A 24,863-nucleotide genomic window follows, 5' to 3' on the forward strand; every position below is an offset into this window, starting at 1 on the left:
ATTAATGAAAATGAAGAATTTAAATAAATACATATTCCTGATCGGAAGCTTTGTTGCATTGCTTTCTATTTCCTCCTGTACAAAAAGCTTTTTGGATCAAAAGCCATATACCAGCATAGCCAGCGAAGATGCGCTTAAAACACCTGCAGATATTAAAACAGCACTTAATGGAACCTATGCAAATTTACGTAATGGCGAGCTTCGTGGCGCCGCAGTTCCATTACTAGGAGATTTACTTGCCGACAACATCTACTTATCTTCCAGTAACATAGGACTATTTAACGGCGAAAACGCCTATTCCATTACAACAGATGGCGCTTATAGCAATCGGGTATGGTTTTTCGCCTATGCAAACATTTTACAGGCGAACAATATTATAGATGCACCATTGAATAAGGGAACTGACGTTTTACAATATAAAGGAGAAGCTTATGCTATCCGGGCCCTACTCTACTTCGATCTCGTACGTCTGTTTGGAAAATCTTACACCATTGCCCCCAATACGCTCGGTGTGCCAATTGTATTACATTACGACCCTACAATCTTGCCTAAACGAAATACTGTTGCAGAAGTTTATGCCCAAATCCTTTCAGACCTGGATCAAGCCATCAATTTGATGTCGCAATACAATGGCTCGGCAAGATTTTCTAAATATGCAGCAATTGCATTAAAAGCAAAAGTAAATTTATACAAAGGAAATTATCAGGATGCATATGATCTGGCCAATGATGTGTTAAAGAACAGTGGTTTTACACCAGTTAGCCGAACTGCATTAGCTGGCTATTGGTCTGCCGCTACACCACACGATCAGGCCAATAAAGTAGAAACACTTTTTGAACTTGTCTCAGATGCATTTAACCATAATGGAGCAGATGAACTTTCCATGCATTATGTTCAGGATGATAACAGCGAAGGTGAAATGTTATCTACTCAGTCCTTGTTTGATGCTTATACAAGCACAGATGTAAGGAAGAATCTGATCATTAAAGGAGTCAGAAACAGATTGGGTGGAGAAGATCCTGCTTACATCGTGAATAAATATCCGGTGGTGGCTGGCGATTTCAATGAAAAGAAGGTGATTCGCCTTTCCGAAGTTCAGCTTATTGCTGCAGAAGCGGCATACAGAATTACGAAAGAATCTGAAGCTTTAACCTTACTAAATCAATTGGTAGCTCAAAGAGATGCTTCCTTAATCTATACTTCTACTGGCGCAACCTTACTGGCCGATATTATAAATGAAAGGCGTAAAGAACTTGCTTTTGAAGGCGACCGTTTCTTTGATCTCAACAGGTTGAACCAGGACATCATGCGCACTGAAGAATATCCGAGCGGCATCATTAAGGCCGGAGATTACCGAAGGGTAATGCCAATCCCACTGGGAGAAATCAATGTCAATCCAAACATCATTCAAAATCCAGATTATCATTAAGTTATGTCAAAAATATTCAGAATTTTAATTATCCTGTTAATGGCCACGCCATTTATAGGCTTTTCGCAAAAAAACAACTTTGTGATAAAAGGTAAGATCGGGCAGTTAAATTCACCTGCTAAAGTCTATCTTAAGTACTATACCGGTACAAAAACGAAAATTGACTCAGCCGTTCTTCATAACGGAAAATTTGAAATTCATGGTTATTTAAGCAAAATTAACCGTGGAATATTTTATGTAAATCCTAAAGGTACCGGAACATCTAGAGATGATTATCGTTATTTATACATCGATAAAGGAACTACCATAGTAAAAAGCACCGGAACTGCTAAAGTTGCTACAGCCACAGGGACACAGATAATATTAGAAGATAACGAATACCAGGCAGCATTAGCAGAGGCAAATAAGGCGGTAACGCCTGCTGATGCTCAGAAAGAACGTTTTATTGCGGCTCAACATTTCATTAAAGCCCATCATACATCTGTTATCTGTTTAAGTGCTTTATACGCCCATATCACTTCTGTTGAACCACAAAAACTGGAAGCTTTGTTCCTGACATTAGCGCCGGAGATCAGGAACAGCAGTGATGGTAAAGGTATATTCACAACACTTCAGGTACTGAAAAAAGTAGCCATCGGACAGATTGCACCAGATTTTTCACAGCCAGATACTAATGGCAGACAAATACAGCTTTCTTCTCTTCGTGGAAAGTATGTATTGCTGGATTTTTGGGCTTCCTGGTGCATTCCTTGCAGAAAAGAAAATCCAAATCTTATTAAATTATATGATTTGTATAAGAACTCGAATTTCACAATACTTGGTGTATCTCTGGATGCACTTTCCGAAAAAGATGAATGGCTCAAAGCCATTAGCAAAGACCGGTTAACCTGGCCTCAGGTTTCAGATTTAAAAACAGAAAATGCAGCGGCAAAATTGTATGGAGTAACTTCAGTACCTCAAAGCTTTTTGATTGATCCGGATGGCCGGATTATAGAAAAAGACCTGAAAGGAACTGAATTGGAACAAAAACTTGCCGAAATTTTAGGTCGTTGTAATTGATACGATCAATTAAGTATTGGTCAGGTCACAAGAGAAAAACCTATGGATATATTCCATAGGTTTTTGAATTTGATAGAATGTTCTCAGTATTTCTATTTAACTATTTACAATAACGTTTCATAGCATCTATGACCATAGGCTTACGATCTCCTAATTCATAACCAAGTTTTAAATCGGCACAAATCTTATCAAGATCTTCCTTTGGAATAGGTACAACATCCTTTGCTGCCATTATGGTAATTTCCCTGGACTTACTTAGAGTTTTAGCATCCTTAAATTCATATTTACGCAACCTGGCAAAGGCCCTATTGCTTATTGCCTCCATATACAAAGGTTCAAGTATTATGGCCTGATCAAAATCGGCAATGGATTGATCAAAATCGAAAGTGTTAAGTTTTGAAGTGCCTCTGTAGAAATAGACATCAGCATAGGACATATTTATTTTTAATGCGTCGTCGAATTTCTTAATAGCACTAAAATAATCACCTTCTTTCATAAAGGAGGCACCCTTTGAAAACAACTCGTAAAATTTCTTCTCGTCCTTGCTCAGAATCTGCTTATTGGCTATGAAATTGGATTCACGCTTTAATTTTCCTGTGGAATAAAACACCTGCCATAATCCTTCCTCTTTTTTATTAACGAAACTGCCCTTTTGCTTCAATTTACCGTTGATAAAATACTCTTCAGATTGACCGTTTTCAATTCCATCGCTATAAGTATAAAAGTATCTTTTATTCCCATTAGGATAATATACTGTCCTTATACCCTCAATCTTTCCGTTTTTTAAAACGCCATCACCTTGTACCTTCCCATTAAAGAAATAGTCTATGAATTTACCACTATAAGGTTGAGCAGCATTTTTATAATAACATAATCCGTTTGTCTTGGTCATCATTTTTGAACTTGGAATACCTTTTACATCATCAGGCCTTGCAGAATAAGCCTTAGTTGTAATAATAATGATCTTATCAATTTTCCCTTCATATCCCAAGGACTTAATTTTTTCAAAATCAGTAACAATTTCAAGTTTATCGATGTCATTTTCAACAGGTTGTTCATCTTCCTTAGGAGTGTCAACAACGGGAATATTATCTACAATATATAAGATTCTATCTTTCTGTTCCTGACTATAGGAAGTGAATGCGCTGAGCATCATGAGGAGTGTTAATATAATTTTATTCATGATTTATTATTACACACGAATATATACGTTTACAACCTCAATACCAATACATAGCTACGACGACCAACTTAATTACTATTTCTCCGCACAAAATACAACAGCACCTGAGTCAATCACAACGTTTCCATCAATAAATTTTTGATTCATCGCATCATATACTTCTGTCTTTATTTTATCTTTCATAGCAGCATCTGCTTTACTTAGCGCTGCAACAACCGGGGCAGCAACCTCAGTCATGAGGTTCCAATACACATCAGCAGTCCGACAATTCAACTTTCCTGCAACATCTTTTTTCAAAATATTTGTTAAACCTGCCGTTTTAAATATATCAGACATCAGATTACTATCGGCACAGCGAAACATTCCAGGAGCTCCGGGTGGCAAGACTGGTAAACCTATATTTCTATTTATAGTTCCCATAATTGCTGTAATCCAAAAGTTTTTTTCAGGTACATCCCACACTGATGTCACAATCTTTCCTCCGGGTTTCAGTACACGTGCTATTTCTTTAGCTGCCAAAAGCATATCCGGAAAAAACATGAAGCCAAACCGACAACTTACAGCATCAAATGTTTCATCTTCAAAAGGCAGATCACAAACATCACAAACAAGAGTTTCAATGTTTCTAATCCCCCTATCTGCTGCATTTTCAGTAGCTATTTTCAACATATCTTCTGAGAGATCAGTGAGCATGACTTTTCCGCCATCCAGAAAAGAAGCTATGGTTAATCCAGGTTCCCCAGTTCCAGAGGCAATATCCAAAACCATATCATTTGCCTTGGGATTAAGAAGTCTGATCATTTCTTCACCTACAGGTTTTAAAAAATCCATCATAAGCTCATCCCATTTCTTCCATCCGGATGAAAACCTATTCCATACTTCCTTTTGCTGATCACGTATTAATTCGAGTTCTTGATCCATGATTTCAAGTATTAAAATATTACTGATTACTCTCAATAATTATTAAAACATTCTAGCGGCTTACTTGTTTACGTTTTAAAAAAAAATCTACTATCCAGATAACTGATCTCTGCAAAGTAACCAGCCATATGTTTACGGGTGATTAAACCAAGGTATTAAACTTAGCCTTAATGTGTTCCTTTGCCTGCTTTTGAAATTCTTCTGGTGTCTGACCAGTTTGTTTCTTGAAAAATCGACTGAAATATGGACGATCAGAAAAACCCAACTCATAAGCAATCTCCTTAATCGTAATTTCGCTATGAATAATACTGCGTTTGGCTTCTAAAATAATCCGGTCGTGAATAAGCTGCATCCCCGTCTTATCCAGTTTATCTTTCAAAATCTGATTCAATCGCTTAGAACTAATACCCAATTTACCGGCATAAAAATCAGTGTTTCGCACCTGCTGATAATTACTTTCCAATAGCATTAGAAATTCATAAACACGCTTTTGATGAATATCCTGACTGGTAAAATCATGCTCTTTTACCTGAATCAATTTCAACAAGAAAACTTTAAGCAAAGCTTTCACCATAATCATGTTGTGGTTGGCATATTCTTTTTCCAATAAGCTGAAAATCTCGGAAAGCTCAACAGCAGCAGTTTCACTTAATCTTAAACAAGAGAACTCGCCCTGCACATTGAAAATCTTAAAAAGGTCTAAAAGAAACTCTTTATCCTCTTCTTCCAGCATATCTCTCTTAAAAGAAATAAGCTCCCCATTCTTACCAGCTTTATTCAATTGATGAACCCGATAAGGCGGAATCAGATAAATCCAATCCCCTTTTGCGTCCAGGTCCATATCCTTTAAAGCATGTAAAGCATCTTCATTCTTTAACCACACGATTTCAAAAAAGTCTTTCCTCCCCGGATCATTCAGATAGCTAGGTGGACAATTACCCAGATTACGAATATAAATCAGTGATTTTTCCAGGCTCGCCGGTAATGCAACATTCATCATGATATAAAGATAAGGACTCTCTACCGAGCGTATTGGATGATTTGGAAATTAAGGTGGACTATTCGGAAATAGCTTATTTTTTATGGCTTAAGCATGACTTATGAAGCAAAAAGTTTCCCAATTGTCCCATATAAAGGGCTGATTGTGTAACAGAGAGGATAAAAAGCCGAACTACCTTTACACCGGATTAAAAAATGTTTACAATGGAGTGCAGTACAACAATAGATCAACAACTGGCAAAAGAGGTTCGCAATAACCTTGAAATGATACTAATGGAAAATACCTGGTTATTAAATCAGATAGATTTTAATGAAGTAACCATCTTGGCAAACAATATTAAAGCAGCCAATCGTATTTTTATTATTGCCGCAGGAAGATCCGGTTTCGCCATGCGCTCGGCAGCAATGCGTTTAATGCACTTAGGATTAAATGCCCACTTTGTGGGTGAAACCACTACTCCAGCAATACAGGAAGGTGATTTATTAATCGCAGCATCAGGATCAGGTACCACCAGCTCAATCGTAAGAGCAGCAGAAAAAGCGAAATCACTAGGTGCTACAGTTGTGGCACTCTCTACACAAACTAAGTCCACCCTGGCCAATACCGCAGATCACTTGATACTCATCCCCGCTGCTGAAAAAGAAGATCACGAGGGTAATCGTTCGAGGCAATATGCAGGTAGCTTATTTGAACAATTTCTGCTTTTACTAACCGACGCGGTATTCCAATCTTTATGGAAGATGAGCGACACCCCAAACACGGAACTCTGGAAACGACACGCAAACCTCGAATAATCACGAATTAAATTAATTTTATATAAAATCATTATGGCAAAATTACAAGTAGCAATAGATTTATTAACGACAGAAGAAGCATTGGCGTTGGCAGCAAAAGTTGCCCCTTATGTAGATATTATTGAACTGGGAACTCCACTGATTAAAAATATGGGTGCAGCAGTAATCACTGCAATGAAAAATGCACACCCAAATAAATTGGTTTTCGCAGATATGAAAACAGCTGATGCTGGCGAACTGGAAGCAGATATTGCATTTAAAGCAGGTGCCGACTTAGTGACCATAATGGGAGCTGTTGGAGATGCAACAATTATAGGTGCTGTTAAAGCTGCAAAAGCACACGGAAAAGGTGTGGTTGTAGATACTATTGGTTACCCTGACCGCGTTAGACGCGCACAAGAAGTAACTAAATTAGGTGTAGAATTTGTAGAATTGCACGCAGGATTAGATGAGCAATGGGCACCAGGATACTCTATCCAGGTATTGATCGACGAAACAGCAAGAGTAGGCGTACCTGTTTCTGTAGCTGGTGGTGTTAATCTTGAAAATATCGCAGCAGTAGTTAAAGCAGGTGCAACAGTCGTAGTTGCTGGTGCTGCAATTTATGGAGCAGAAGATCCAGCCGCAGCAGCAAAAGCATTGCGTGAAGCAATGAATGCCGCATAATCGATTTGAAGTCCAAATATTGTATGAACATCCCCCAAAATGATAAGCTATTTTGGGGGATGTTTGTAATAATTAACTTTGTTACATAGCCTTTTATCCAAAAGCCTGCTCGATTGATCTTCCAATTTTTAGAATCGACATCCAATAGCCATACCTCGGGTATCTTTAATTTTTATCTATGTAGCAACAACGTTGCATATAAAATATGCTAAGATTTGGTCAGTCCAAAACAGATAATGCATCTTTGTTGCATTAAAAACTCAACTAATAAAAATGAAAAAACTATTATTAGCCGCGTCTTTTGTGTTTTCGGCCATTATGCTGCATGCACAAGATAATCCGTTATGGCTGCGTTATCCAGCTATTTCTCCGGATGGAAAACAAATTGCCTTTGGTTATAAAGGTGATATTTACCTTGTTAACAGTGCTGGCGGACAGGCCATTCCTTTAACATTGAATGAAGCTCATGATATGATGCCGGTATGGAGTAAAGATGGCAAATCCATTGCTTTTGCGAGTAACCGTTACGGCAATTTTGATGTCTTTATTGTCGGCGTAAAAGGCGGCTCCCCCACCCGGGTTACGTATAACAGCGCCAATGACTATCCATATGATTTTACGCCCGATAATAAGCATGTATTATTTGGAAGTGCCAGAAACGGAACAGCAGAAAGTGCAAGATTTCATAGCCCGAGAATTTATCAAAATCTTTATAAAGTAAAAACCGGAGGTGGTAAACCTGTACTAGTAAGTGCAGCAGGTATTGAAAATGCATCTTATAACAGCGATGGAAATTTATTAGTATTTGAAGATAAAAAGGGTTATGAAGACAGCTGGAGAAAGCACCATACTTCATCGGTAACCCGGGATATCTGGATCATGGATGTAAAAGCAAATACCTATACACAGGTTTCCAGCTTTGAGGGGGAAGACCGTAACCCAGTTTTCAGTGCTGATGATAAAAGCATATATTTCCTCAGCGAAAAAAATGGAAATCAGAACATTTTCCAGATCGCGGTCAATGGGCAGAAAAACTATCAACAGCTTACAACTTTTAAAAACAATCCAGTAAGACACCTTACCAGAGCCGATGACAATACGCTTTGTTTCTCTCAAGACGGTGAAATCTACACTTTAAAAAATGGGCAGAGCAAAAAACTAAACGTAAGCATATTGAATGATGGTCGGGACAACCTAAGTAGAACCGAATCTGTAATGGGAAATGTGAGTGAATTTGCATTAAGTCCAAATGGAAAGGAAATCGCATTTATTAACCGCGGGGAAGTATTTGTGACCGGTGTAGAAAATGGTCAGACCAAACAAATTACCAAAACGCCACAACAGGAAAGAATGGTCACTTGGTCTCCCGACAGTAAGTCTATTTATTATTCCTCTGAACGTGGAAATAGTTGGGATATTTACAAAAGTACCATTGTACAAAAAGATGAGCCCTACTTCTTCGCTGCCACAGTGATTAAAGATGAGCCTGTTATTGAAGGTGTTTCGGAGCAGTATCAAGGGGAGATTTCTCCGGATGGAAAGGAAATTGCGTACATCGAAGACCGGAACATTCTGAAAGTGTACAATATTAAAAGTAAAAGCAGTCGCACCATCTTACCTAAAGGACATAACCATTCTTATAGTGATGGCGATTGGAGCTTCCAATGGAGCCCTGATGGCAAGTACATCCTTACCGATGATCAAAAGGGCTTTATGTCCCGCAGCAACTTAGCCATATTTAAAGCTGATGGATCTGGAAATGCCATTTACCCGATAAATAGCGGATTTGGTGAATATTCAGGTAAATGGGCTTTGAGTGGTAAATTAATTACCTGGGCAAGTTCCAAAGACGGTCGTAAGTCCCTGGCTATACAGGGCAACAGGGAAATGGATATTTTTGGCATTTTCTTAGACCAGGAAGCCTACGACCTAGCGGCCATGACTAAAGCAGATTTCGACTTGTTAAAAGAAAGAGAACAACGTGAACGTCTGACGCCAAAAGATACGACAACTAACAAGGCGAAACCAGCTAAACAGGATACCAGCAAGAAAACTTTTGTTCCTGATTTCAGCAACCTTGAAAACAGGAAAGTGAAACTGACTATAAATAGCAGTTCATTAGGCGGTTATGCCTTAAATGCTGATGCAAGCAAACTGTATTATCTATCGTCATTTGAAAAGGGCTACGATTTGTGGGTAACTGATACACGCAGCAGAGATACCAAAGTCCTGGCTAAGCTTTCGGGCAGCCCAAGCGGCATTGAAATGAGCAAAGATGGAAAATCACTGTTCGTAAGTAACCGCGGCAGACTGGTAAAAGTGGAAAGTGAAAGTGGCAAGATTACTCCTATTGGTATTAACAGCGATATGGAAATAGATGCTGCTGCCGAAAGGGAGTATATATTTAACCATGCCTGGCGACAAGTAAAAGCAAAATTCTATGATCCTAAATTGCATGGCGTAGACTGGGCAATGTACAGAGAAACTTACGCCCGCTTTCTACCTCATGTTAACAACAACTTCGATTTCCAGGAATTGTTAAGTGAGATTCTGGGAGAGCTCAACGCTTCTCATACCGGGGGCCGCTACTCTCCAATGATCAATAACGCAGATGAGACGGCAAAATTAGGCTTGTTGTTTGATGAAACCAATCCAAGTGACGGCTTAAAAATTACTGAAGTTATCGCAGGTGGTCCTTTGGGAACAAAGAAAAGCAAAGTTAAAGCTGGACATCTGCTCATGGCGATAGACAATGAATCTATTACTGATGACGTGGATTGGGCGAAATACCTAAACAACAAAAAGGGTAAAAACACCCTGTTAAGCTTTTATGATCCCATCAGTAAAAATAAGTGGACAGAAACCATCAGACCTGTAGTAACTGCCGAAGAGAACACGCTGATGTACAAAAGATGGATTGCTAAAATGGAGCAGATGGTAGACAAACTAAGCGGTGGAAAAGTTGGATACGTACATGTGGAAGGGATGAATGACGCCAGTTTCAGAGAAACCTTTGATGTTGTTCTGGGCAAAAACCTTGAAAAAGAAGCGCTGATTGTAGACACCCGATATAATGGTGGAGGATGGTTGCATGACGACCTGAACACATTCTTATCCGGAAAAAAATACCTGGAATTTTCCCCTCAGGGCAACAGACTTAAAGGTGGTGAGCCTAATGTGAGATGGACCAAACCTAGTTGTGTAGTGATGAATGAAGCCAATTACAGTGATGCATTTATCTTCCCTTATATCTACAAACAAAATGGGCTGGGCAAACTGATTGGTATGCCTGTTGCTGGTACCGGAACAGCCGTATGGTGGGAACGCCAGATAGACCCGACACTAGTATTCGGGATACCTATGATTGGTACAATTGGAAAAGAAAACCGGACCACCGAAAATCTGCAGGTTTATCCAGACATTCAGGTTCCTGTTAAATATGAATCCTATTTAAGTGGATCAGATACACAAATCGAAATGGCAGTTAAAGAAATGCTAAAAACGATTAAACAGTAAAATTCTAAAATGATTACAATCTTAGGCCTAATTGAGATATTTCCAATATCCTGATTAGGCCTAATCATTAAGTTTATACAGCTCCACTTGGTGTCGCATTTTTAGCCCAGGTTCTACCGCCGACACCGTTATTGAATCACCATCCTCTATACCGTTAATTACAATCTTGCTGCCTATAGGAGAGAATTTAATGGCATTTGACAGCAAATTCCGGTTAACAATTCATCGGACACAGGAGGATCTGGTTAACATATCATCCAGTTATAAATATGATTAAAAAAATATTATAATTCTTTACCAACATAATAGCTTATTGATATAGACTTGTTTACTAATAGTAAACTTGTTATATTTGTTCACCAATAGTAAACTATTGTTATGTTTAATATTATTAATAGAAAAACGCTTTTAGCGTATTCAAAGGAGTATCCGAATGCAAAAAACGCACTATTTGAGTGGTATTATGAATTTTTAGCCTGCGAGTTTAAAAATTTCCAAGAGCTCAAATTGGCTCATGCCAATGTCAGCTTAGTTGGGGATGACCGGGTAGTTATAAATATTTTAAGTAACCATTACAGATTAGTAATCAGAATGATATTCAAATACAAAACCATACAGATTAAATGGTTTGGAACTCATGAAGAGTATAATAAAATAAACGTCAAAACAGTTAATTTCAAAGCATAAGCAAGATGATATTACAAATCTTAAAAACTGAAAAACAATATGAAGATCTATTAGAATGGATTGATCTTCAGTTTGATTTGGACCTCTCGCCAGAAAGTAAAGAAGGACAACAGTTACAAATTGCATTATTGCTCATTAAACAATACGAAGATGAACATTACCAAATTCCTTCTCCAGACCCAATAGAAGTTGTTAAATTAAAAATGGAGGAAAAAGGTTTATTAAGTAAAGATCTGGTAGAGTGGATTGGAAGTAAAGCTTATGTTTCAGCATTGCTAAATCGCAAAAAACCGCTCACGTTAAGGATTGCAAAATTACTTCACCAAAAACTAGGTATCCCTGCAGAAGTATTATTAGCATAAATAGCAAGATTACAATCTATTTAAGTGCTTTCTTTCCTTTTTCTAAATCATGAAAAAAACGTAGGTAATTTCACTATTCATTTTGTTTCAAATACTTAGTCGGCACATTATCTGTCAACCAAACGCCATTGTCGGAAATGAAAAACTGAAAATTATCATTATACATTTGTTCTGCTAATACTTTGAATACAAAAGGTTTTCCGTGTCGTTGACCGACTTTGATTGCCGTTTCTATATCACTACTTAAATGAGTGTGTTGTCTGGATCTCTTTTCAAGTCCTGTTTCCAAAATTGATTGAACTGATTTTTCGCTGGTTCCATGATAAAGTATTTCCGGTGGTTTTTGATTGCTATAACCTAATTCAAACTCTAGTGAATGTCCTTGACTAGCCCTTATTTTATCAAGGGTATTGTTATAAGCAAATCGTTTCTTTGAGTTAGTTGCAACAATGTGATTTAATATTTCTCTATCGAATTGTATCCCATAATTGTTAGCTTTTTCAATTAGTATCTCAATATCAGTCCAACCATTTTGATCAAGCTGAATACCAATTGTTTCAGGTTGATGTCGTAGTATCAAACTCAAAAACTTGCTTATATGTGTAAGTTGTTTGTCGTTAATCATTTTCTATTAAGTTGCAATAATACCAATTTATAAGAATAACATAGTTTATTTAAGTTAAACAAAAAATAATTAAAAAATATTCGCTATTTTTAATAGTTGCATTTATAATTTTATATTCCTGCCAAAATAGCAACAAAAAAATTAGAGAAATAATATAAAAAATCTAACTATTTTAGAAATGGGCGAATTAGCAATCTTACTAATCTTATTTGGCATGCCATTGGCAGCTATGTATGATCTCTTTAGACAATCTTCAATAGATAAAAACAAAGTTTTATGGGCATTAATAATATTATTAATCCCTTTTATAGGCCCTCTTATCTATCTTTTGTACACAAGGGTTTTGGATCTTTCTAAAAAATAACATTTGATATTATTATCTAACATTATGAGCAAGAAAGTTATTTGCTACAACCATTTCTAATTTGGCTGCCGGTTTGCTGCCAGCTCTGCTTCTTATAACTTAATAGCCTTTGTCGCAATAAAAGTGGGCAGATACTGATCTATTAAAAATCGTGGTTTAGGTTGTGAGTCTTCTATAAAATCAGCGATCATAAACCCCGCTCGCAATTGTCCACCGATAAGATCCGTTAAAGTATGACCAAAAACAAGCGCTTCTTGTCTTTCAATCTTTCTCTCGACATCTTTAGCATCCAGATCTTTCAAATCTGCATATGGTAATTTGAATTTGGGTCTAATAATACCATCGGTAATGTCCTGGGGGTTTCTATCTCCAATAAATACAACTGGATTAAAAAAACTGGCTAGTAAAAATCCACCTTTATTTAGCACACGATAAGCCTCTTTCCACACAGGATTTACATCTTCGACATAATGATTTGATATTGGATGAAAGACTATATCAAATGATTCACGATCAAATACTCCCAAATCGTTCATGTTTCCCTGAATCGTTTCCAGGGACAGGCCATCTCGTTGTGCAACGATTAAATCCTGTCTTAACTGTTCTTCTGATAGATCAAAAACAACGACTTTGGCACCAGCCGCCGCTAATATAGGAGCCTGCTGACCACCAGCTGAAGCAAGACATAGTATCTTTTTATCCCTAACATCACCCAACCATTGTTTTGGTAAAGGTTCTGGGGTCAGATGCACATTCCATATCCCATGCTTAGCGGCATTCACCAAGGCTGAGCTAACAGGCTGAGACCATTCATTTTGATCCAATGCCTGTTTATTCCAGGCAGATTCGTTGTGGCTTAGAAAATCTATTTTCATATCTTTCATAAGGTTTAATTTTTAATTCTATCAACCCAGAGCTATTCCTGCAATAGCCTTTTCATTGGTATGTTTTGTAGAGATCTTGGTGTAAAGTTATGAAGAACACATTAATTAATGGATTGATTGTTTTTTAGATTTTTTGTTTATAATTTAACAGTAGGGAAACAAACCAATATTTCATGATCATGATTAAATTTTACTACAAGCACATTTTATGGTGTATGGCTCTATTGTGCAGTATGAATACCATTGTTAAAGCACAGGGAATATTATTAGGAAAATGGTCAGGTATTCATCGTTTTGAAAATAAAAAAGGTAAAATTATTTCTATAAACAAATGGGAACTTATAATTGATAAAGTAACGAGTACTGGTGTTACTGGTTTTATGTATGAATACTATGCCGAAGACCCTCTCAAATCTGAAAAGAATTTAGTTTTTAACAAACTAAGTAAATCTGGTAAGCAACCATTGAAATTTGATTATGATACTGCCACTATGCAAATAAAAATGATCGGATCAACTCTTTATCGTGAAGATTATCGAAATCGCTGTAACGGAGTGTATACTGGACAATTGAAAATTGGAGCAAATCCGACACAAGACACAATCAAATTCAGTTTTAAAGGAGATACAGAAAATTGTGCAGTGAATATTGTAACTACAGTTACACGTATGGATGATGAAAGAGCTTTACCAACAATAAATAAAGTTGATTTAGCAGGAACTTGGGAAGGAACGTTTACTAAAACATCAGCTCCAGAAATCCCATCCACCACATCGAATTGCAAATGGATCATAAGTGAAATAGACAAAACAGGTGTGGCTAAAATTAAGGAGATTAATTATGACCTTAAAAATAAAAAAGATAATAGTAAAACTTTTTATACCGCTGAGATTAACTCAGACGGCGGATTCGAAATGAATATAGATTTATCACCTCAGGTTAGAGGAATTGGAAGATTTTACTTTTTTAAGGTAGATGGAAAACACAAATTGGAGGCCTATTCTTATCAAAATGGTGCCCCTCATCCATCCTTTAGAATGTTGTTAAATCAAACTAGTAAAGACACAACCTATATAGTACCAGGAACCATTACCCCTATTAAAGCTGGTGCTTACAAATTTGCTAAGGAAATAGCTGGGTCTTTAGCTATATATCAATTCACATTCAGCAACATTTCGGCAAAGCAGATGACAGTAGACTTTGGTACTTATGACAGGCCACTTTGTGATGCAGCTTTCAAGGGAACATTAAACCTGATTAGTCCAAATGTCTGGTCATTTAATGATAAGAGGATCCCATTAAGCTTTGAGTTGACCAATATAGATTCAGGGTTAAAAATAACTAAAGTCAAAGCAAATAAAAATGACGAATGCAGTTCCTACCCTGAAGAGGCTACCTATACCTATGGAAAATCAGACCCGAATGTTTTGGTATATAAAGAGCAAAAGACTAAAAGTATTGTACATAAATCAGAACCAAAATCAACCAAAATAACGATTCCAAAAGGCCCTATTAGTGCCAATCCATCTGTTGCCCTATTGAAGCGTTGGAAGATTATAGCTAAATCAGACAAATCAGGTGAGTTAGAATACACTAGAAAAGGTACATTAGGGGAATTCCATTTTGTTAAAGGGAAGAAAGTATTCCTTTACACAGATGGTGTAATCCAGGGTGTTGGTGAGTATATTATTGCACCTGATGGTAAGTCTTTACTAATGGTATTTGAAGATGGATCTAAATCAGAAAAGGTCTCCTACAAAATATTGAAACTTACCGCCACTGAATTGGTTGTTGAAATTCAGTCAGGACCTATGTTTAGCAATAAAAACATCATTTTTTTAAAGACCTAGTAATATTTACCCATATCAAAAAATCAAACCTAAATCAATTGCTTTTTTAGGATAAGTTTTTCGGTTGGCAAATCATCTTCAATACCAATAAAGTAGCTTTTGAACCCAAATTTTTCAAGTAGTCTTTTTGAGGCCGCATTATCAGGATCGATGATTCCGATGATGTCTACCGTTGAAAATTGTTCCTCCGCAAGCGATAATAATTTTATACAAATCATGCTGCCATAACCCTTGCCCCAATATACTTCCTTTAGGATATAGCCAATCTCTAGTTGAGAATTATCCAGCATGTTCCACTCTAATTTGGCATCACCTATAAATTCACCAGCATTATTATAAACTTTGAAATAACCAATTTTAGGATCTTTAGCATTGATTTCAATCATAGAGTCGAATTTTTTTCGAGCCTCTTCCAACGTTAGCCCCTTGCCTGTGATATACTTCATGACATTATCTTCTTTTACCAGCGGGTAATAGGTTGAAAAGTCACTTGCTATGTATTTCGTTAATGAGATTGATTCAACAGTCATAAAAATAGGATTTCAAATGACACGTAAAGGTAGGAAATTTTATAAACACAACTCGTTAGGCTCAAAGATCTCATGCTACTGATCGAATCCACTATCTAGCCCCACAAACCCCGCCCAGTAAAACTCGTTAGAGAAAAAACTCTGAAATACCACTAGAAAATCCTATTTTGCCAATCCAAACTGGTAAATTTCAAAGTACTAAATACCAAAAAATATATTTATGAAGACAACGCTTCTCTCCCTGACGATACTTTTAACCCTTAACTTTACAAGAATCCACGCTCAGGACAACCTCACGGCTCAGCAGATCATCGAAAAAAACATCGAGGCGACTGGGGGGAAAACCTATCTACAATCTATCAAAACCCTGTACAGCGATATGGCTACAGAGATGGAAGGCCGCAAGGTCAACTGGATCACCAAAGAAATGCTACCCAACAAAGGGTCTTTCCTAATTGTCTACCAAGGCAGAACCGTGTTCCAGAACTTCTATGATGGAGAAAAAGGATATGAGCTTTCGAAAGGAAAGAAACAGCTCGCCGACCAGGAACAGTTCAGTGACAAAAAATTTCGTAAGAACATCTTCAACGAACTGGATTACCTTGACCCTTCCCTATATACCTTAGAATTGGCAGGCACCGAAAAAGTAGAAAAAGAAGACTGCTTTAAGATAAAAGCCACCTGCGCAAACGGAACGGTAAGAGTTATTTACTATAGCAAAAAAACATTCCTGCAACTGCGAGAAGATAAATTCACCACCGAAAAAGGCGGATTCAGCAGCAGTTATTTCTCCGGCTACAAAAAATACGGGAAATTGACCTACTATACCGACGTAGTTTTTGGAGAGGGAGATCAAAAGCAAAAGGTAAAAATGGTAAAACTGTTAGTAAACGAAAAGATTAGCGAAGATGATTTCCGTTAATATCTCATCGAACGCAAAAGAACTCTCAGTTGCCTGGTAGTACTATCTATCTTTCATAGTCTCCAGCATAAAATCTTTACTGGGATGTTTCACAGAACTATTCTTACAAATATCGATCAAAACTGCAATTAAATCTCTTGCCTCTTCCGGCGGAAACATCGATTTAAAAACTTTCCTTTCGCCATTGTAATAAACAATAATGGTATAAACAATGCCATCACAGCAATTAATAATTTTATTAGCACTAACCCATCTTTCAAAAGACAGCATTTTAATAACTCATCATTTGTGCAATCAGAAGAATAATAACTAAAATCAATATCCACTGTATTCTCCTATGCGTTATCTTAGTCATTTGAGGTATTGATTTTGAGGGATTTTCCAGTTCCTTTGACGTTAAATAAATAGATCATAATCTTATATTTTTACAAATTCCACTCTTCTGTTCCTGGTCTTACCTGCCTCGCTTTTGTCATCCGTTACCGGGGCACTAGAACCTTTACCTTCTGTCTCCATACGGTCGGCATTGATTTTATAGTTTTTTACCAGTGCATCACGAACTGATTCGGCACGCTTTGCAGATAAAATCAGGTTGGCATCAGGTTTTCCGATTGCATCGGTATGTCCGATAATTTTGATCTTCAGGTCGGGATTTTCAGTCATAACCGCTGCCACTTCCTTGATTGTACCTTCATTATCTGATTTCACTTCCGCAGAATTAGTAGCAAACAAGATTCCACTCGTTTCCAATTTTCCTGTGGTCAAAAGTTTGGAGCGCTTGTCCGAGCTTCCTTCTGCGAACCTGAAATTTGAAACATAATAACCCAGCTGGTCATTGGTATAGTTAGAAGTGGACATATCAATTTTTAGCTGGTTTAAATTGCCATTTAGCGGTGCTGCCTGCGGCAAGTCAAATACCTTTTCCTGATCCAGCCAGATCCTTACTCTTTCTTTTTGGATGCTGATGGCCACATGTATCACACTGCCGACCTTACTCTCAAAATTTGCCACTTTGTACTTGTCGCTTTCGAGTTTCTTTGCTACGTTTTCATAGGAAGTCAGTTGTATTGCGGCTTCGGATCTGTATGGTGCAATGGTGAATTTCAGGCAATTTTTCAGACGGTAGTCGTAAGATAAAATTTCTCCCTTATTTCCACGGTCATAAAAAGCGAAACCAATTGCCGGCACCAAATAACCGCCCGCCTTCGGCCAGTTCATGATCAAATCAAATTCAATGGTCGAGTTTTCTCCGATGTTTACTACGGGGCTAACAAATGTACCGGGATATACGCGCAGCCAATTGCCTTTGGCGTTATTCACGGTAACGATTTCACCTTTACTTCTTGTATACCATTTTAATGGAAACTGGCCAATAGCATCCTGAGAAAAGTTATCTGCCAGCAATACTTTAGATCCTGGAACGAAGTCGTACGTAGTGGTACTCGTTAAAGCAGTATTAGTGCTACCAGAGCTATTTTCAGTTTTTACACCGGATTGGCCTGTATTGTTCGATTCCCTATTCTTTTTGCCTTTTCCCTCTATTGCTTTGTCAATGGTTTTAGAGGCCATGTCTTCTGCTTTTTGTTTCAGTTTGTTTAAAAAGCCCTGGGCCATTAAATTGTTTCCAGCCAATAGTAAGGCCGAGATAAAAATTATTCTTTTCATGTCTATGTTGTGTTTGTTTAAAATAAATTAGTGAACAAGGATATCTCCAGGCTGATTTTTCTTACTTGATATCCTGATACTGTGTTTTCATTTGTCGTTCCTGCGCTAACTTTAAGTCTGGAAGGTTGATGTAGGGTCTCACTATGGTGTGGGGTAAACCACACCAAAATGCAGGCAAGCAGGAAAAAAACGCCCGCAGCGAATTGGATAAGCCGGTTGTTAATTTTCATTTCCGTATATGTTTAAATTAATAGATTCCAGTCTTTCCGGTGCCAAGACCTTTTGAGCCAGGTCATATACCAGGTTAAACTGGGTTGATTTTTGATTCATACTGTTCATCCAGCTGGCCAATTCTCTGTTGGTGTTATGGATTAGCATCCATTGCAGAAAAACTTGCTCGCTTCTGCTGGTAGAGGCATTGAGGTGCTGCAATTGAAGCGCCCGGAGTTCATTGTCATTGTTATTATTCCAAAGCAAGGGGTTGATGAGCTGTTCTTCCATGTTCATATGATTAAAATTGTAGGCTAGGAATTCCACAAAAGCATTCAATAGATTATTGGCAACCGCTTCTTTTTCCGCGTTCGTTTTTGCTTCTACAAACCCACAAATCAGGATGTCTATATTTAATGTTAAAGCATCGGTATGATAATGCTGATTGGTAAAAAAGCTAATCATGCTCTGGCTTTCGGCACCCAGTTTCGGAAAAATGAAATCCTCTTCCCATTTCGTGTGTCTGTGCATCAGCAGCAAAACCAGTTTAATGCGTTCAACAGCAATAGTAGCCTGGTCAGCAATTAGAAAATCTGTCTGCTGAAGTTGCAAAAGTGTGTCGGCAAGCAGGGCTCTTAATCCTTTATGTACGCTTTTAAACAGGTTAAATCTCATCTCTTCCATGATATAGCTAAATTCTATTTTGCTTGATTTCGTGGCTGCTAATCAGCAGGTTTGAAATACGATTCAAAATTAAGCTGGAAACAGAGTCCCGGAAATAGGGAATACTGTTCAAATACCTGGGTAGTACTGCCTATTTTAAGGAGTAAATGGGATGTTGACTATGATTTGGGTGTTATTTTGATTCTTTTGAACACTAATATGTCCCTTGAGTAGTTCCAGTCTGTTCCTAATATCAGGAGAACCGTCCAGTATGCGCCGGGTAGTTTGAATTTCGAACCTGAAATCTACACTTGAAACATGACGAGTGATGGCATAGCGGATCTGTTTGTCGGGCTTGCTTGCCAAAATACTGTCTGTCAATAGCTGCAAGATTCTGAAAATGTGCATGGATTCGTCTGTATTGAAATACTCGTTGACTTCATCTGTATTTCCCTGCTCGATATCAAAATCAGTAAAAGTATCTGTTATTAAGCCATTGATACTTTGGGTTAATCCCAGCAAATCCATTTGGTAAGGCCTTAACCGGTGAAGTATTCCCCGTACTTCAGCCATGATAGCTGCAATATGGTTTATGGGCTCGCTCACTAAGTCTTTAATGACGCCTTCACTAAGTTGCTGAAGCCGCCATGACCTGTTCTTGATCAAGATCAGCTGCTGGCCAATGTTGTCGTGAAGTTCCATGGCGATGCGTTTTTTTTCCTGTTCCTGACGCTGAAGAAGTTCTTTCAAAAAACCTCTTTTTTCTTCGATAGTTTTTAGCTGGATCTGCTCCTGCTGCTTTCTGTAAAAATTGAGCCTGCTGGCCAGGGCAAAAGAAAGTATAAGGGCCTCAAGCAGCGTACCCCAATGCATACTGGTACGGGTAATCAGGTTGTCAGGCAGGATATCAAGGTCTTTTAAGTTGTATACAGCGTTGCCCAGCATGAGAGATCCGAATCCCAATATAAAATAGATCGCTGGTTTGTAGCCCTTTCTTAAACTCTGAATACCTGCTCCAAACCAATAAATAAAAAAGGGATACATCAGGTATTGCACGAGCATAAAGGAATAGGTGCCTTTGTAGAAAATGTCAGTCAGCAAAATCACTATTGAAAGCAGGCACATCAGTCCCCTTATTTTATAGAAAAAAGGACTGTTTTTTTTGGTTTGCAAAAAGGAATTGGTAAAAATGACACTCAGGAGGCTGGCAATGGCAATAATCGTTCCTGCGCTGTTTAACCAGATGAGTTCACTAAGTATATCCGGCAGAAATCCATTGTAAAAAAACAGGTTCAGGCTCCAGAAAAATATATAGCCCAGATAATATAGATAAGGCTGTTCCTTTGTGATGATGTATACAAAAAGGTTGTAAATGGCAAATGCGATCAGCATCCCAAAAACAATTCCATTCAATAGATCGGTGATGTAGCTCTGTTCAAAAGCATTTTGTAAGGTGGTGACTTTAATTGGCAGCCTTAGTATATTATTGCTGCTGGCCTTGATATAAAATTCTGCCTGGGTATGAACCGGGATGGAAATCGGTATGAGCAGGTTGTTGACCCTTACCTCCCCTGTCGCTTTGGGTATGCTGGCTCCTCTTGCAAATATCTTAAACAGGCGACCGTCATTTTTCTGATATATGCTGACCGATTCCAATACCGGCGGACTGTCAATCTGGATGTGCCAGCCGGTTTGATTACTTTGGTTTTGAATGCGAATTTTAACCCAAACCGATGCCGTGGTGGCGCCTAATGACAAGGTAGGGAACTCTGAAGTTTTGAAGTTTTTATACTGAACCTGGCTAATATGCAAATTATTGTCAGGATCAACCAGAAACTCCGGGTAGCTGAGGAGATAGCTTTTTCCGTTGTCCTTTAGTTGAATATCCTGAGCATTACCTGAGCTTATACTGGAAAGTAACAGGAAAAATATTAAAGCTTTGAGTAACCCTATGTTCATTTTTTAGCGCTGTTCTATGGCAAAACGCAGTAGGCTGTTTTTGCCATTCAAGTTTAATTTTTTCAGGATATTCATCCGGTGATTGGAAACCGTTTTTTCACTAATGAAAAGTTCATCAGCGATGGCTTTTGTACTTTTATAGCTGCCTACCAGTTTCAATATTTTCATTTCTGATGGTGTCAGTGTGCTGAGCAGCTCATTGATAGTTGGATTATGATTTGCAGCTCTGCGCTGGGTCAATAAAAAAGAACTCATCTCCGGACTGATGTAGGAATTTCCGGTCATGACTGCTTCTATGGCCTGAATGATATCGACCACCGCATTTTCTTTTAACACATATCCAGCAACGCCAATATCGAGCGCGTGCAGGAAGGTGTCTTTTGCCTTGTGCATGGTCAGTAGGATGACGTTAGCCTCCGGAACAAGTTTTATCAGTTCTTCGGCTGCGACCAGTCCATTCATTTCCGGCATGTCTATATCCAGTATGGTCACCATCGGGTGACGGGTCCGAGCAATCGCTAGTGCTTCCAGGCCGTTTTTAGCTTCAAAAATAACCTCGTAACCGGGTTCAGATTCTATAACTTCTTTCAGTCCTTTAAGGAATATCGGATGGTCGTCAGCGATGAGTATGGTTGTCTTTGCATTCATATGGCTATGGTTTTAGTAGGAATTTTGATGGATACTTTAGTTCCTTCACTGAGTTTGCTGTTTATTTTTATTTCGGCATACAGGAGTTTACAACGTTCTCTGATGCCCGACAGGCCTAAACCTGAAGAGGAGTTTTTGGTATGATATCCTTTTCCATTGTCCTCATAGTTCAGTCTTAAATGTTTTGCGGTTGACTTGATACGGATGTTGCAATTGGTAGCCTCTGCATGCTTGATCAGGTTGCTGAGCAGTTCCTGGACAATCCGGTACAGGTTCATCTGAGCTTCTTTGTCCAACAAATGATCTAAATCATCTATATTCAAATGTATGTTTGTGGTTGCATCAGTGGACATCTCCTCCACCAGACGTTCTAAGGAGCGCTTCAATCCAAGCGTATCCATTTGATAAGGCCTGAGAGAGAACGATACATTACTGACTTCTTCAATAGCCTTTCCAATATCCTGGGTAATGCTATAAAACAAATCAGGATTTGCACCCTGGCTTTGTTTTTCCAATACATAGATTTCATTTTTGAGCTGTACCAGTTGTTGTCCGATGCGGTTGTTGAGCTCAATAGCGATACTTTCTTTTTCGTTTTCCTGTGCGATGAGGAGTTCTTTGGAGAAACCTGCGGTCTGCTCCAGCATTTCCGTTTGTAAACGCATGGTTTGCTTTTTTGAATCATTCAGTTTTACGGCCAGGGCAAATGAGAGGACAAGCGATTGCAGGCAGAGCCCCATCTGAATACTCATGGAGGAATGAAAGCCTTCATATAATAAATAGCTTAAGGGTACACAGGAAAAAGCAGCGATGTGAAAAAGCAAAGATTTGTAACCTTTCTTTAAATTGACATAAATTGTGAGGAGCCAAAATATGAAAGCTAACAACAGGTTAATGAGTAGCTGCCCCTGAATATACCCATTCCAGATCAGCAAAAAGATCACACTAAAAAACAAATACCCCAAATAAAACAGATAGGATTTATCACGGATAGCAATGTAGATATACAGATTGTAAATCATTAAAGCCAGTAATGCCCCGAACATAAATCCGTTGACGACATTTTTGAAATGCTCTTCTTCATAAATGGCTTCCAGCGTGCCCGCATATATCGGGATTTTGAGCTTATAGTTGTTTTTGATACGCAAGTAATAATGCCGGCTTTCCCCTTTTTGTAATTTCAATGGCAGAATAAATCCATTTACTTTTACCGGGCGATTGGTATACGGTGTTTTGTTGTTCAGCTTCATGTGCTGGAACTTTCCGTCCTTTTGAGCGATATAAAGATCTACCTCGCTCACAGGTGGTGGCACCTGGATGTACCAATCGCTGGAGCTGGAACTATTGGTCAGGGTGATGCTGATCCAAAGGGCATTTTTATTAAGACGTGCATCTTTGATTTTATAAAACGCCTCCGTATTGCTCAGCACAATATCTTTTGGTGCAACGTTTAGACTCGCTGCCAATACCATAAGCACACAAATGATCCGCCTTACAATCATGTTCAAATATAAATAAGATTAAAGTATTGAAAATGGGTAGTAGTACCTATAAATATGATTAATGTCGCTTATTTATCCCTTAAGGTGTCCGGGCTAATTTTGATCTCAAATTATTTTAAACAAATACGATAGCAATTAGAACATGAAAAAGTTAAGTGTGTACCTGATAGGTATGCTGTGTGCAGTAAGCATACTCGCCTGTAAAAAGGATAAAGTAAAAGTAGTGGACGAAGAAAGTTCCGAGGTTGTGGCCTTGGTTAGGCCACAGGGAGTTTCGACGGGAGCAGCGGTAACCCGGCGTATTGGGCCAGCAGGTGGAGTGCTCGCTTCTTCGGAATGTGGTCTGAGTATTAATATACCCGCTGGTGCGCTGAAAGCTGAGACAACCATTGGTATTGAGCCCATTACCAGAACAAATATTGCAGGCGCAGGAAAATCCTTTAGACTTACTCCGCATGATGTCCAGTTTGAAAAGCCTGTTTCGCTGACTTATGCTTTTTCTGTGGAAACAGACTCGATAGCAATGATGGAGACCTTTGGATTTTCTTACCAAATGACAAGTGGGGTCTGGAAGTTTGTTGGGGCAAGCAGTTATGATATTCAGGGAAAGACAGTAACATTTAAAACGACACATTTCAGTGATTGGTCAATGATGAACCGGGTATCGCTTTCGCCACTTCATGCCAGTCTGGAACCGGGAAATAAACAGGTAGTTAAGGCACTGATTTATACCCAGTCGAAATACGAGGATTTATTGGTACCGCTAACCAGTGATGGGGCATCTGAGCCAGGTTATCCGGTAGGTACCCCTGTACCCCTGCCCTCAAAATATATTAAATCCTGGGATTTGACCGGTCCCGGGAACATCATCAGTTCCAATGGCAGTACGATTACCTATCAGGCTCCTGCTACGGTGAATGGTTCTACCAATGCAACGGTGAGCCTGAGCCTGAATGCGCCGGTGACCGGTACGTTTATGTTATTGTCCAATATCGAGATTATGGGTGATGGATGGGCCGAGTTAAATGTGAGCAATGGAAAATTTCCGGTTACACCGGCGGTAAAGTCAGGACAAAGGTTTCTTTTGTCTAATCCAGGCGCTGAGGGTGGCGGTGAATTCCTGCTGGCCTGGAACGGTGGCGTAGGCACCTATTCTTATGATCTGACTGCTACAGGAAACAAGTTTCACTTTCTAATGGGTAATGGAGGATATACCAGTGCCTATGTGGACCCTTTGCAAAAAGATTTATTGCCTAGTGGTGGCAGCATCAACATCACAAAAATGGACAACAAATGGGTGGAGGGCAATTTTACGGTACCTAATGCCGGAATAGGACCTCTACTAATAAACACCGCCAGTATTACCGGCCGGTTCAAAGCCAGGGTATATATCCCTTAATCATCAGAAACATATTTATTCAATT

At 38.6% G+C, this 24,863-nt stretch carries 22 protein-coding genes; 11 read left to right on the top strand and 11 right to left on the bottom strand.

Annotated elements, in window-relative coordinates:
• The first annotated feature begins 10 nt into the window (after positions 1-10).
• Together WC623_RS11800 and WC623_RS11805 are read left to right on the top strand one after the other, a co-directional pair.
• Complete coding sequence (locus WC623_RS11800) at positions 11-1,429, top strand: RagB/SusD family nutrient uptake outer membrane protein (protein WP_372851218.1); 1,419 nt, start codon at positions 11-13, stop codon at positions 1,427-1,429.
• Positions 1,430-1,432: 3 nt separating this feature from the next.
• Positions 1,433-2,488, top strand: coding sequence for a redoxin domain-containing protein (locus WC623_RS11805; protein WP_372851220.1), 1,056 nt, complete (start codon positions 1,433-1,435; stop codon positions 2,486-2,488).
• 100 nt (positions 2,489-2,588) lie between these two features.
• On the opposite strand, the gene WC623_RS11810 is transcribed toward WC623_RS11805, so the two are convergent.
• The 3 genes from WC623_RS11810 to WC623_RS11820 all read right to left on the bottom strand — a co-directional run bounded on the left by WC623_RS11810 (position 2,589) and on the right by WC623_RS11820 (position 5,592).
• Positions 2,589-3,671: a hypothetical protein gene (locus tag WC623_RS11810; protein WP_372851222.1), complete on the bottom strand. Its 1,083-nt coding sequence runs from the start codon at positions 3,669-3,671 to the stop codon at positions 2,589-2,591.
• Between the two features lie 75 nt (positions 3,672-3,746).
• Positions 3,747-4,592, bottom strand: coding sequence for a class I SAM-dependent methyltransferase (locus WC623_RS11815; protein WP_372851224.1), 846 nt, complete (start codon positions 4,590-4,592; stop codon positions 3,747-3,749).
• A gap of 142 nt (positions 4,593-4,734) precedes the next feature.
• The gene (locus WC623_RS11820) at positions 4,735-5,592 is read right to left on the bottom strand and encodes a helix-turn-helix domain-containing protein (RefSeq protein ID WP_372851226.1); all 858 of its coding nucleotides are present in this window, start codon (positions 5,590-5,592) and stop codon (positions 4,735-4,737) included.
• A gap of 203 nt (positions 5,593-5,795) precedes the next feature.
• Between WC623_RS11820 and hxlB the strand changes: the two genes are divergently transcribed.
• The 5 genes from hxlB to WC623_RS11845 all read left to right on the top strand — a co-directional run bounded on the left by hxlB (position 5,796) and on the right by WC623_RS11845 (position 11,617).
• Entirely contained in the window at positions 5,796-6,386 is a 591-nt protein-coding gene (gene hxlB, locus WC623_RS11825; protein WP_372851228.1) for a 6-phospho-3-hexuloisomerase, read from the top strand.
• Positions 6,387-6,419: 33 nt separating this feature from the next.
• Complete coding sequence (gene hxlA, locus WC623_RS11830; protein WP_372851230.1) at positions 6,420-7,052, top strand: 3-hexulose-6-phosphate synthase; 633 nt, start codon at positions 6,420-6,422, stop codon at positions 7,050-7,052.
• A gap of 273 nt (positions 7,053-7,325) precedes the next feature.
• Positions 7,326-10,568, top strand: a complete 3,243-nt coding sequence (locus WC623_RS11835; RefSeq protein WP_372851232.1) for a S41 family peptidase — start codon at positions 7,326-7,328, stop codon at positions 10,566-10,568.
• A 378-nt stretch (positions 10,569-10,946) separates the two neighbouring features.
• Positions 10,947-11,255: a type II toxin-antitoxin system HigB family toxin gene (locus WC623_RS11840; protein ID WP_372851234.1), complete on the top strand. Its 309-nt coding sequence runs from the start codon at positions 10,947-10,949 to the stop codon at positions 11,253-11,255.
• Positions 11,256-11,260: 5 nt separating this feature from the next.
• On the top strand, positions 11,261-11,617 hold the full coding sequence (locus WC623_RS11845) for a type II toxin-antitoxin system HigA family antitoxin (RefSeq protein ID WP_372851236.1): 357 nt from the start codon (positions 11,261-11,263) through the stop codon (positions 11,615-11,617).
• Between the two features lie 73 nt (positions 11,618-11,690).
• Here WC623_RS11845 and WC623_RS11850 read toward each other — a convergent pair whose 3' ends face one another.
• A complete protein-coding gene (locus WC623_RS11850; protein WP_372851238.1) occupies positions 11,691-12,242 on the bottom strand; it encodes an RNA 2'-phosphotransferase in 552 nt (183 codons plus the stop codon).
• 178 nt (positions 12,243-12,420) lie between these two features.
• Between WC623_RS11850 and WC623_RS11855 the strand changes: the two genes are divergently transcribed.
• Positions 12,421-12,606 (top strand): PLDc N-terminal domain-containing protein, encoded by a 186-nt coding sequence (locus tag WC623_RS11855; RefSeq protein ID WP_372851240.1) that lies wholly within the window; start codon positions 12,421-12,423, stop codon positions 12,604-12,606.
• Between the two features lie 92 nt (positions 12,607-12,698).
• Here the strand turns inward: WC623_RS11855 and WC623_RS11860 are convergent, their stop codons facing one another.
• Positions 12,699-13,490 (bottom strand): class I SAM-dependent methyltransferase, encoded by a 792-nt coding sequence (locus WC623_RS11860; RefSeq protein ID WP_372851242.1) that lies wholly within the window; start codon positions 13,488-13,490, stop codon positions 12,699-12,701.
• A 173-nt stretch (positions 13,491-13,663) separates the two neighbouring features.
• Between WC623_RS11860 and WC623_RS11865 the strand changes: the two genes are divergently transcribed.
• The gene (locus WC623_RS11865; protein WP_372851244.1) at positions 13,664-15,340 is read left to right on the top strand and encodes a hypothetical protein; all 1,677 of its coding nucleotides are present in this window, start codon (positions 13,664-13,666) and stop codon (positions 15,338-15,340) included.
• A gap of 29 nt (positions 15,341-15,369) precedes the next feature.
• Here WC623_RS11865 and WC623_RS11870 read toward each other — a convergent pair whose 3' ends face one another.
• Positions 15,370-15,870 (bottom strand): GNAT family N-acetyltransferase, encoded by a 501-nt coding sequence (locus tag WC623_RS11870; RefSeq protein WP_372851246.1) that lies wholly within the window; start codon positions 15,868-15,870, stop codon positions 15,370-15,372.
• A 220-nt stretch (positions 15,871-16,090) separates the two neighbouring features.
• Here WC623_RS11870 and WC623_RS11875 point away from each other — a divergent pair, with 220 nt between their 5' ends.
• The gene (locus WC623_RS11875) at positions 16,091-16,792 is read left to right on the top strand and encodes a hypothetical protein (protein WP_372851248.1); all 702 of its coding nucleotides are present in this window, start codon (positions 16,091-16,093) and stop codon (positions 16,790-16,792) included.
• A 417-nt stretch (positions 16,793-17,209) separates the two neighbouring features.
• On the opposite strand, the gene WC623_RS11880 is transcribed toward WC623_RS11875, so the two are convergent.
• The 5 genes from WC623_RS11880 to WC623_RS11900 form a co-directional block, all read right to left on the bottom strand.
• Positions 17,210-18,457 (bottom strand): OmpA family protein, encoded by a 1,248-nt coding sequence (locus WC623_RS11880; protein ID WP_372851250.1) that lies wholly within the window; start codon positions 18,455-18,457, stop codon positions 17,210-17,212.
• A gap of 219 nt (positions 18,458-18,676) precedes the next feature.
• Positions 18,677-19,351 (bottom strand): hemerythrin domain-containing protein, encoded by a 675-nt coding sequence (locus tag WC623_RS11885; RefSeq protein WP_372851252.1) that lies wholly within the window; start codon positions 19,349-19,351, stop codon positions 18,677-18,679.
• 135 nt (positions 19,352-19,486) lie between these two features.
• On the bottom strand, positions 19,487-21,289 hold the full coding sequence (locus tag WC623_RS11890) for a 7TM diverse intracellular signaling domain-containing protein (protein WP_372851254.1): 1,803 nt from the start codon (positions 21,287-21,289) through the stop codon (positions 19,487-19,489).
• Between the two features lie 3 nt (positions 21,290-21,292).
• Positions 21,293-21,937, bottom strand: coding sequence for a response regulator (locus WC623_RS11895; RefSeq protein ID WP_372851256.1), 645 nt, complete (start codon positions 21,935-21,937; stop codon positions 21,293-21,295).
• Positions 21,934-23,439 carry a 7TM-DISM domain-containing protein gene (locus tag WC623_RS11900; protein WP_372851258.1) on the bottom strand — a complete coding sequence of 502 codons (1,506 nt, stop codon included), beginning with the start codon at positions 23,437-23,439 and terminating at the stop codon, positions 21,934-21,936. The genes WC623_RS11895 and WC623_RS11900 overlap by 4 nt, the downstream gene beginning before the upstream one ends.
• 142 nt (positions 23,440-23,581) lie before the next feature.
• Here WC623_RS11900 and WC623_RS11905 point away from each other — a divergent pair, with 142 nt between their 5' ends.
• Positions 23,582-24,838 carry a hypothetical protein gene (locus tag WC623_RS11905; RefSeq protein WP_372851260.1) on the top strand — a complete coding sequence of 419 codons (1,257 nt, stop codon included), beginning with the start codon at positions 23,582-23,584 and terminating at the stop codon, positions 24,836-24,838.
• Positions 24,839-24,863 lie beyond the last annotated feature (25 nt).

The organism is Pedobacter sp. (assembly GCF_041645105.1).
GTDB lineage: Bacteria > Bacteroidota > Bacteroidia > Sphingobacteriales > Sphingobacteriaceae > Pedobacter.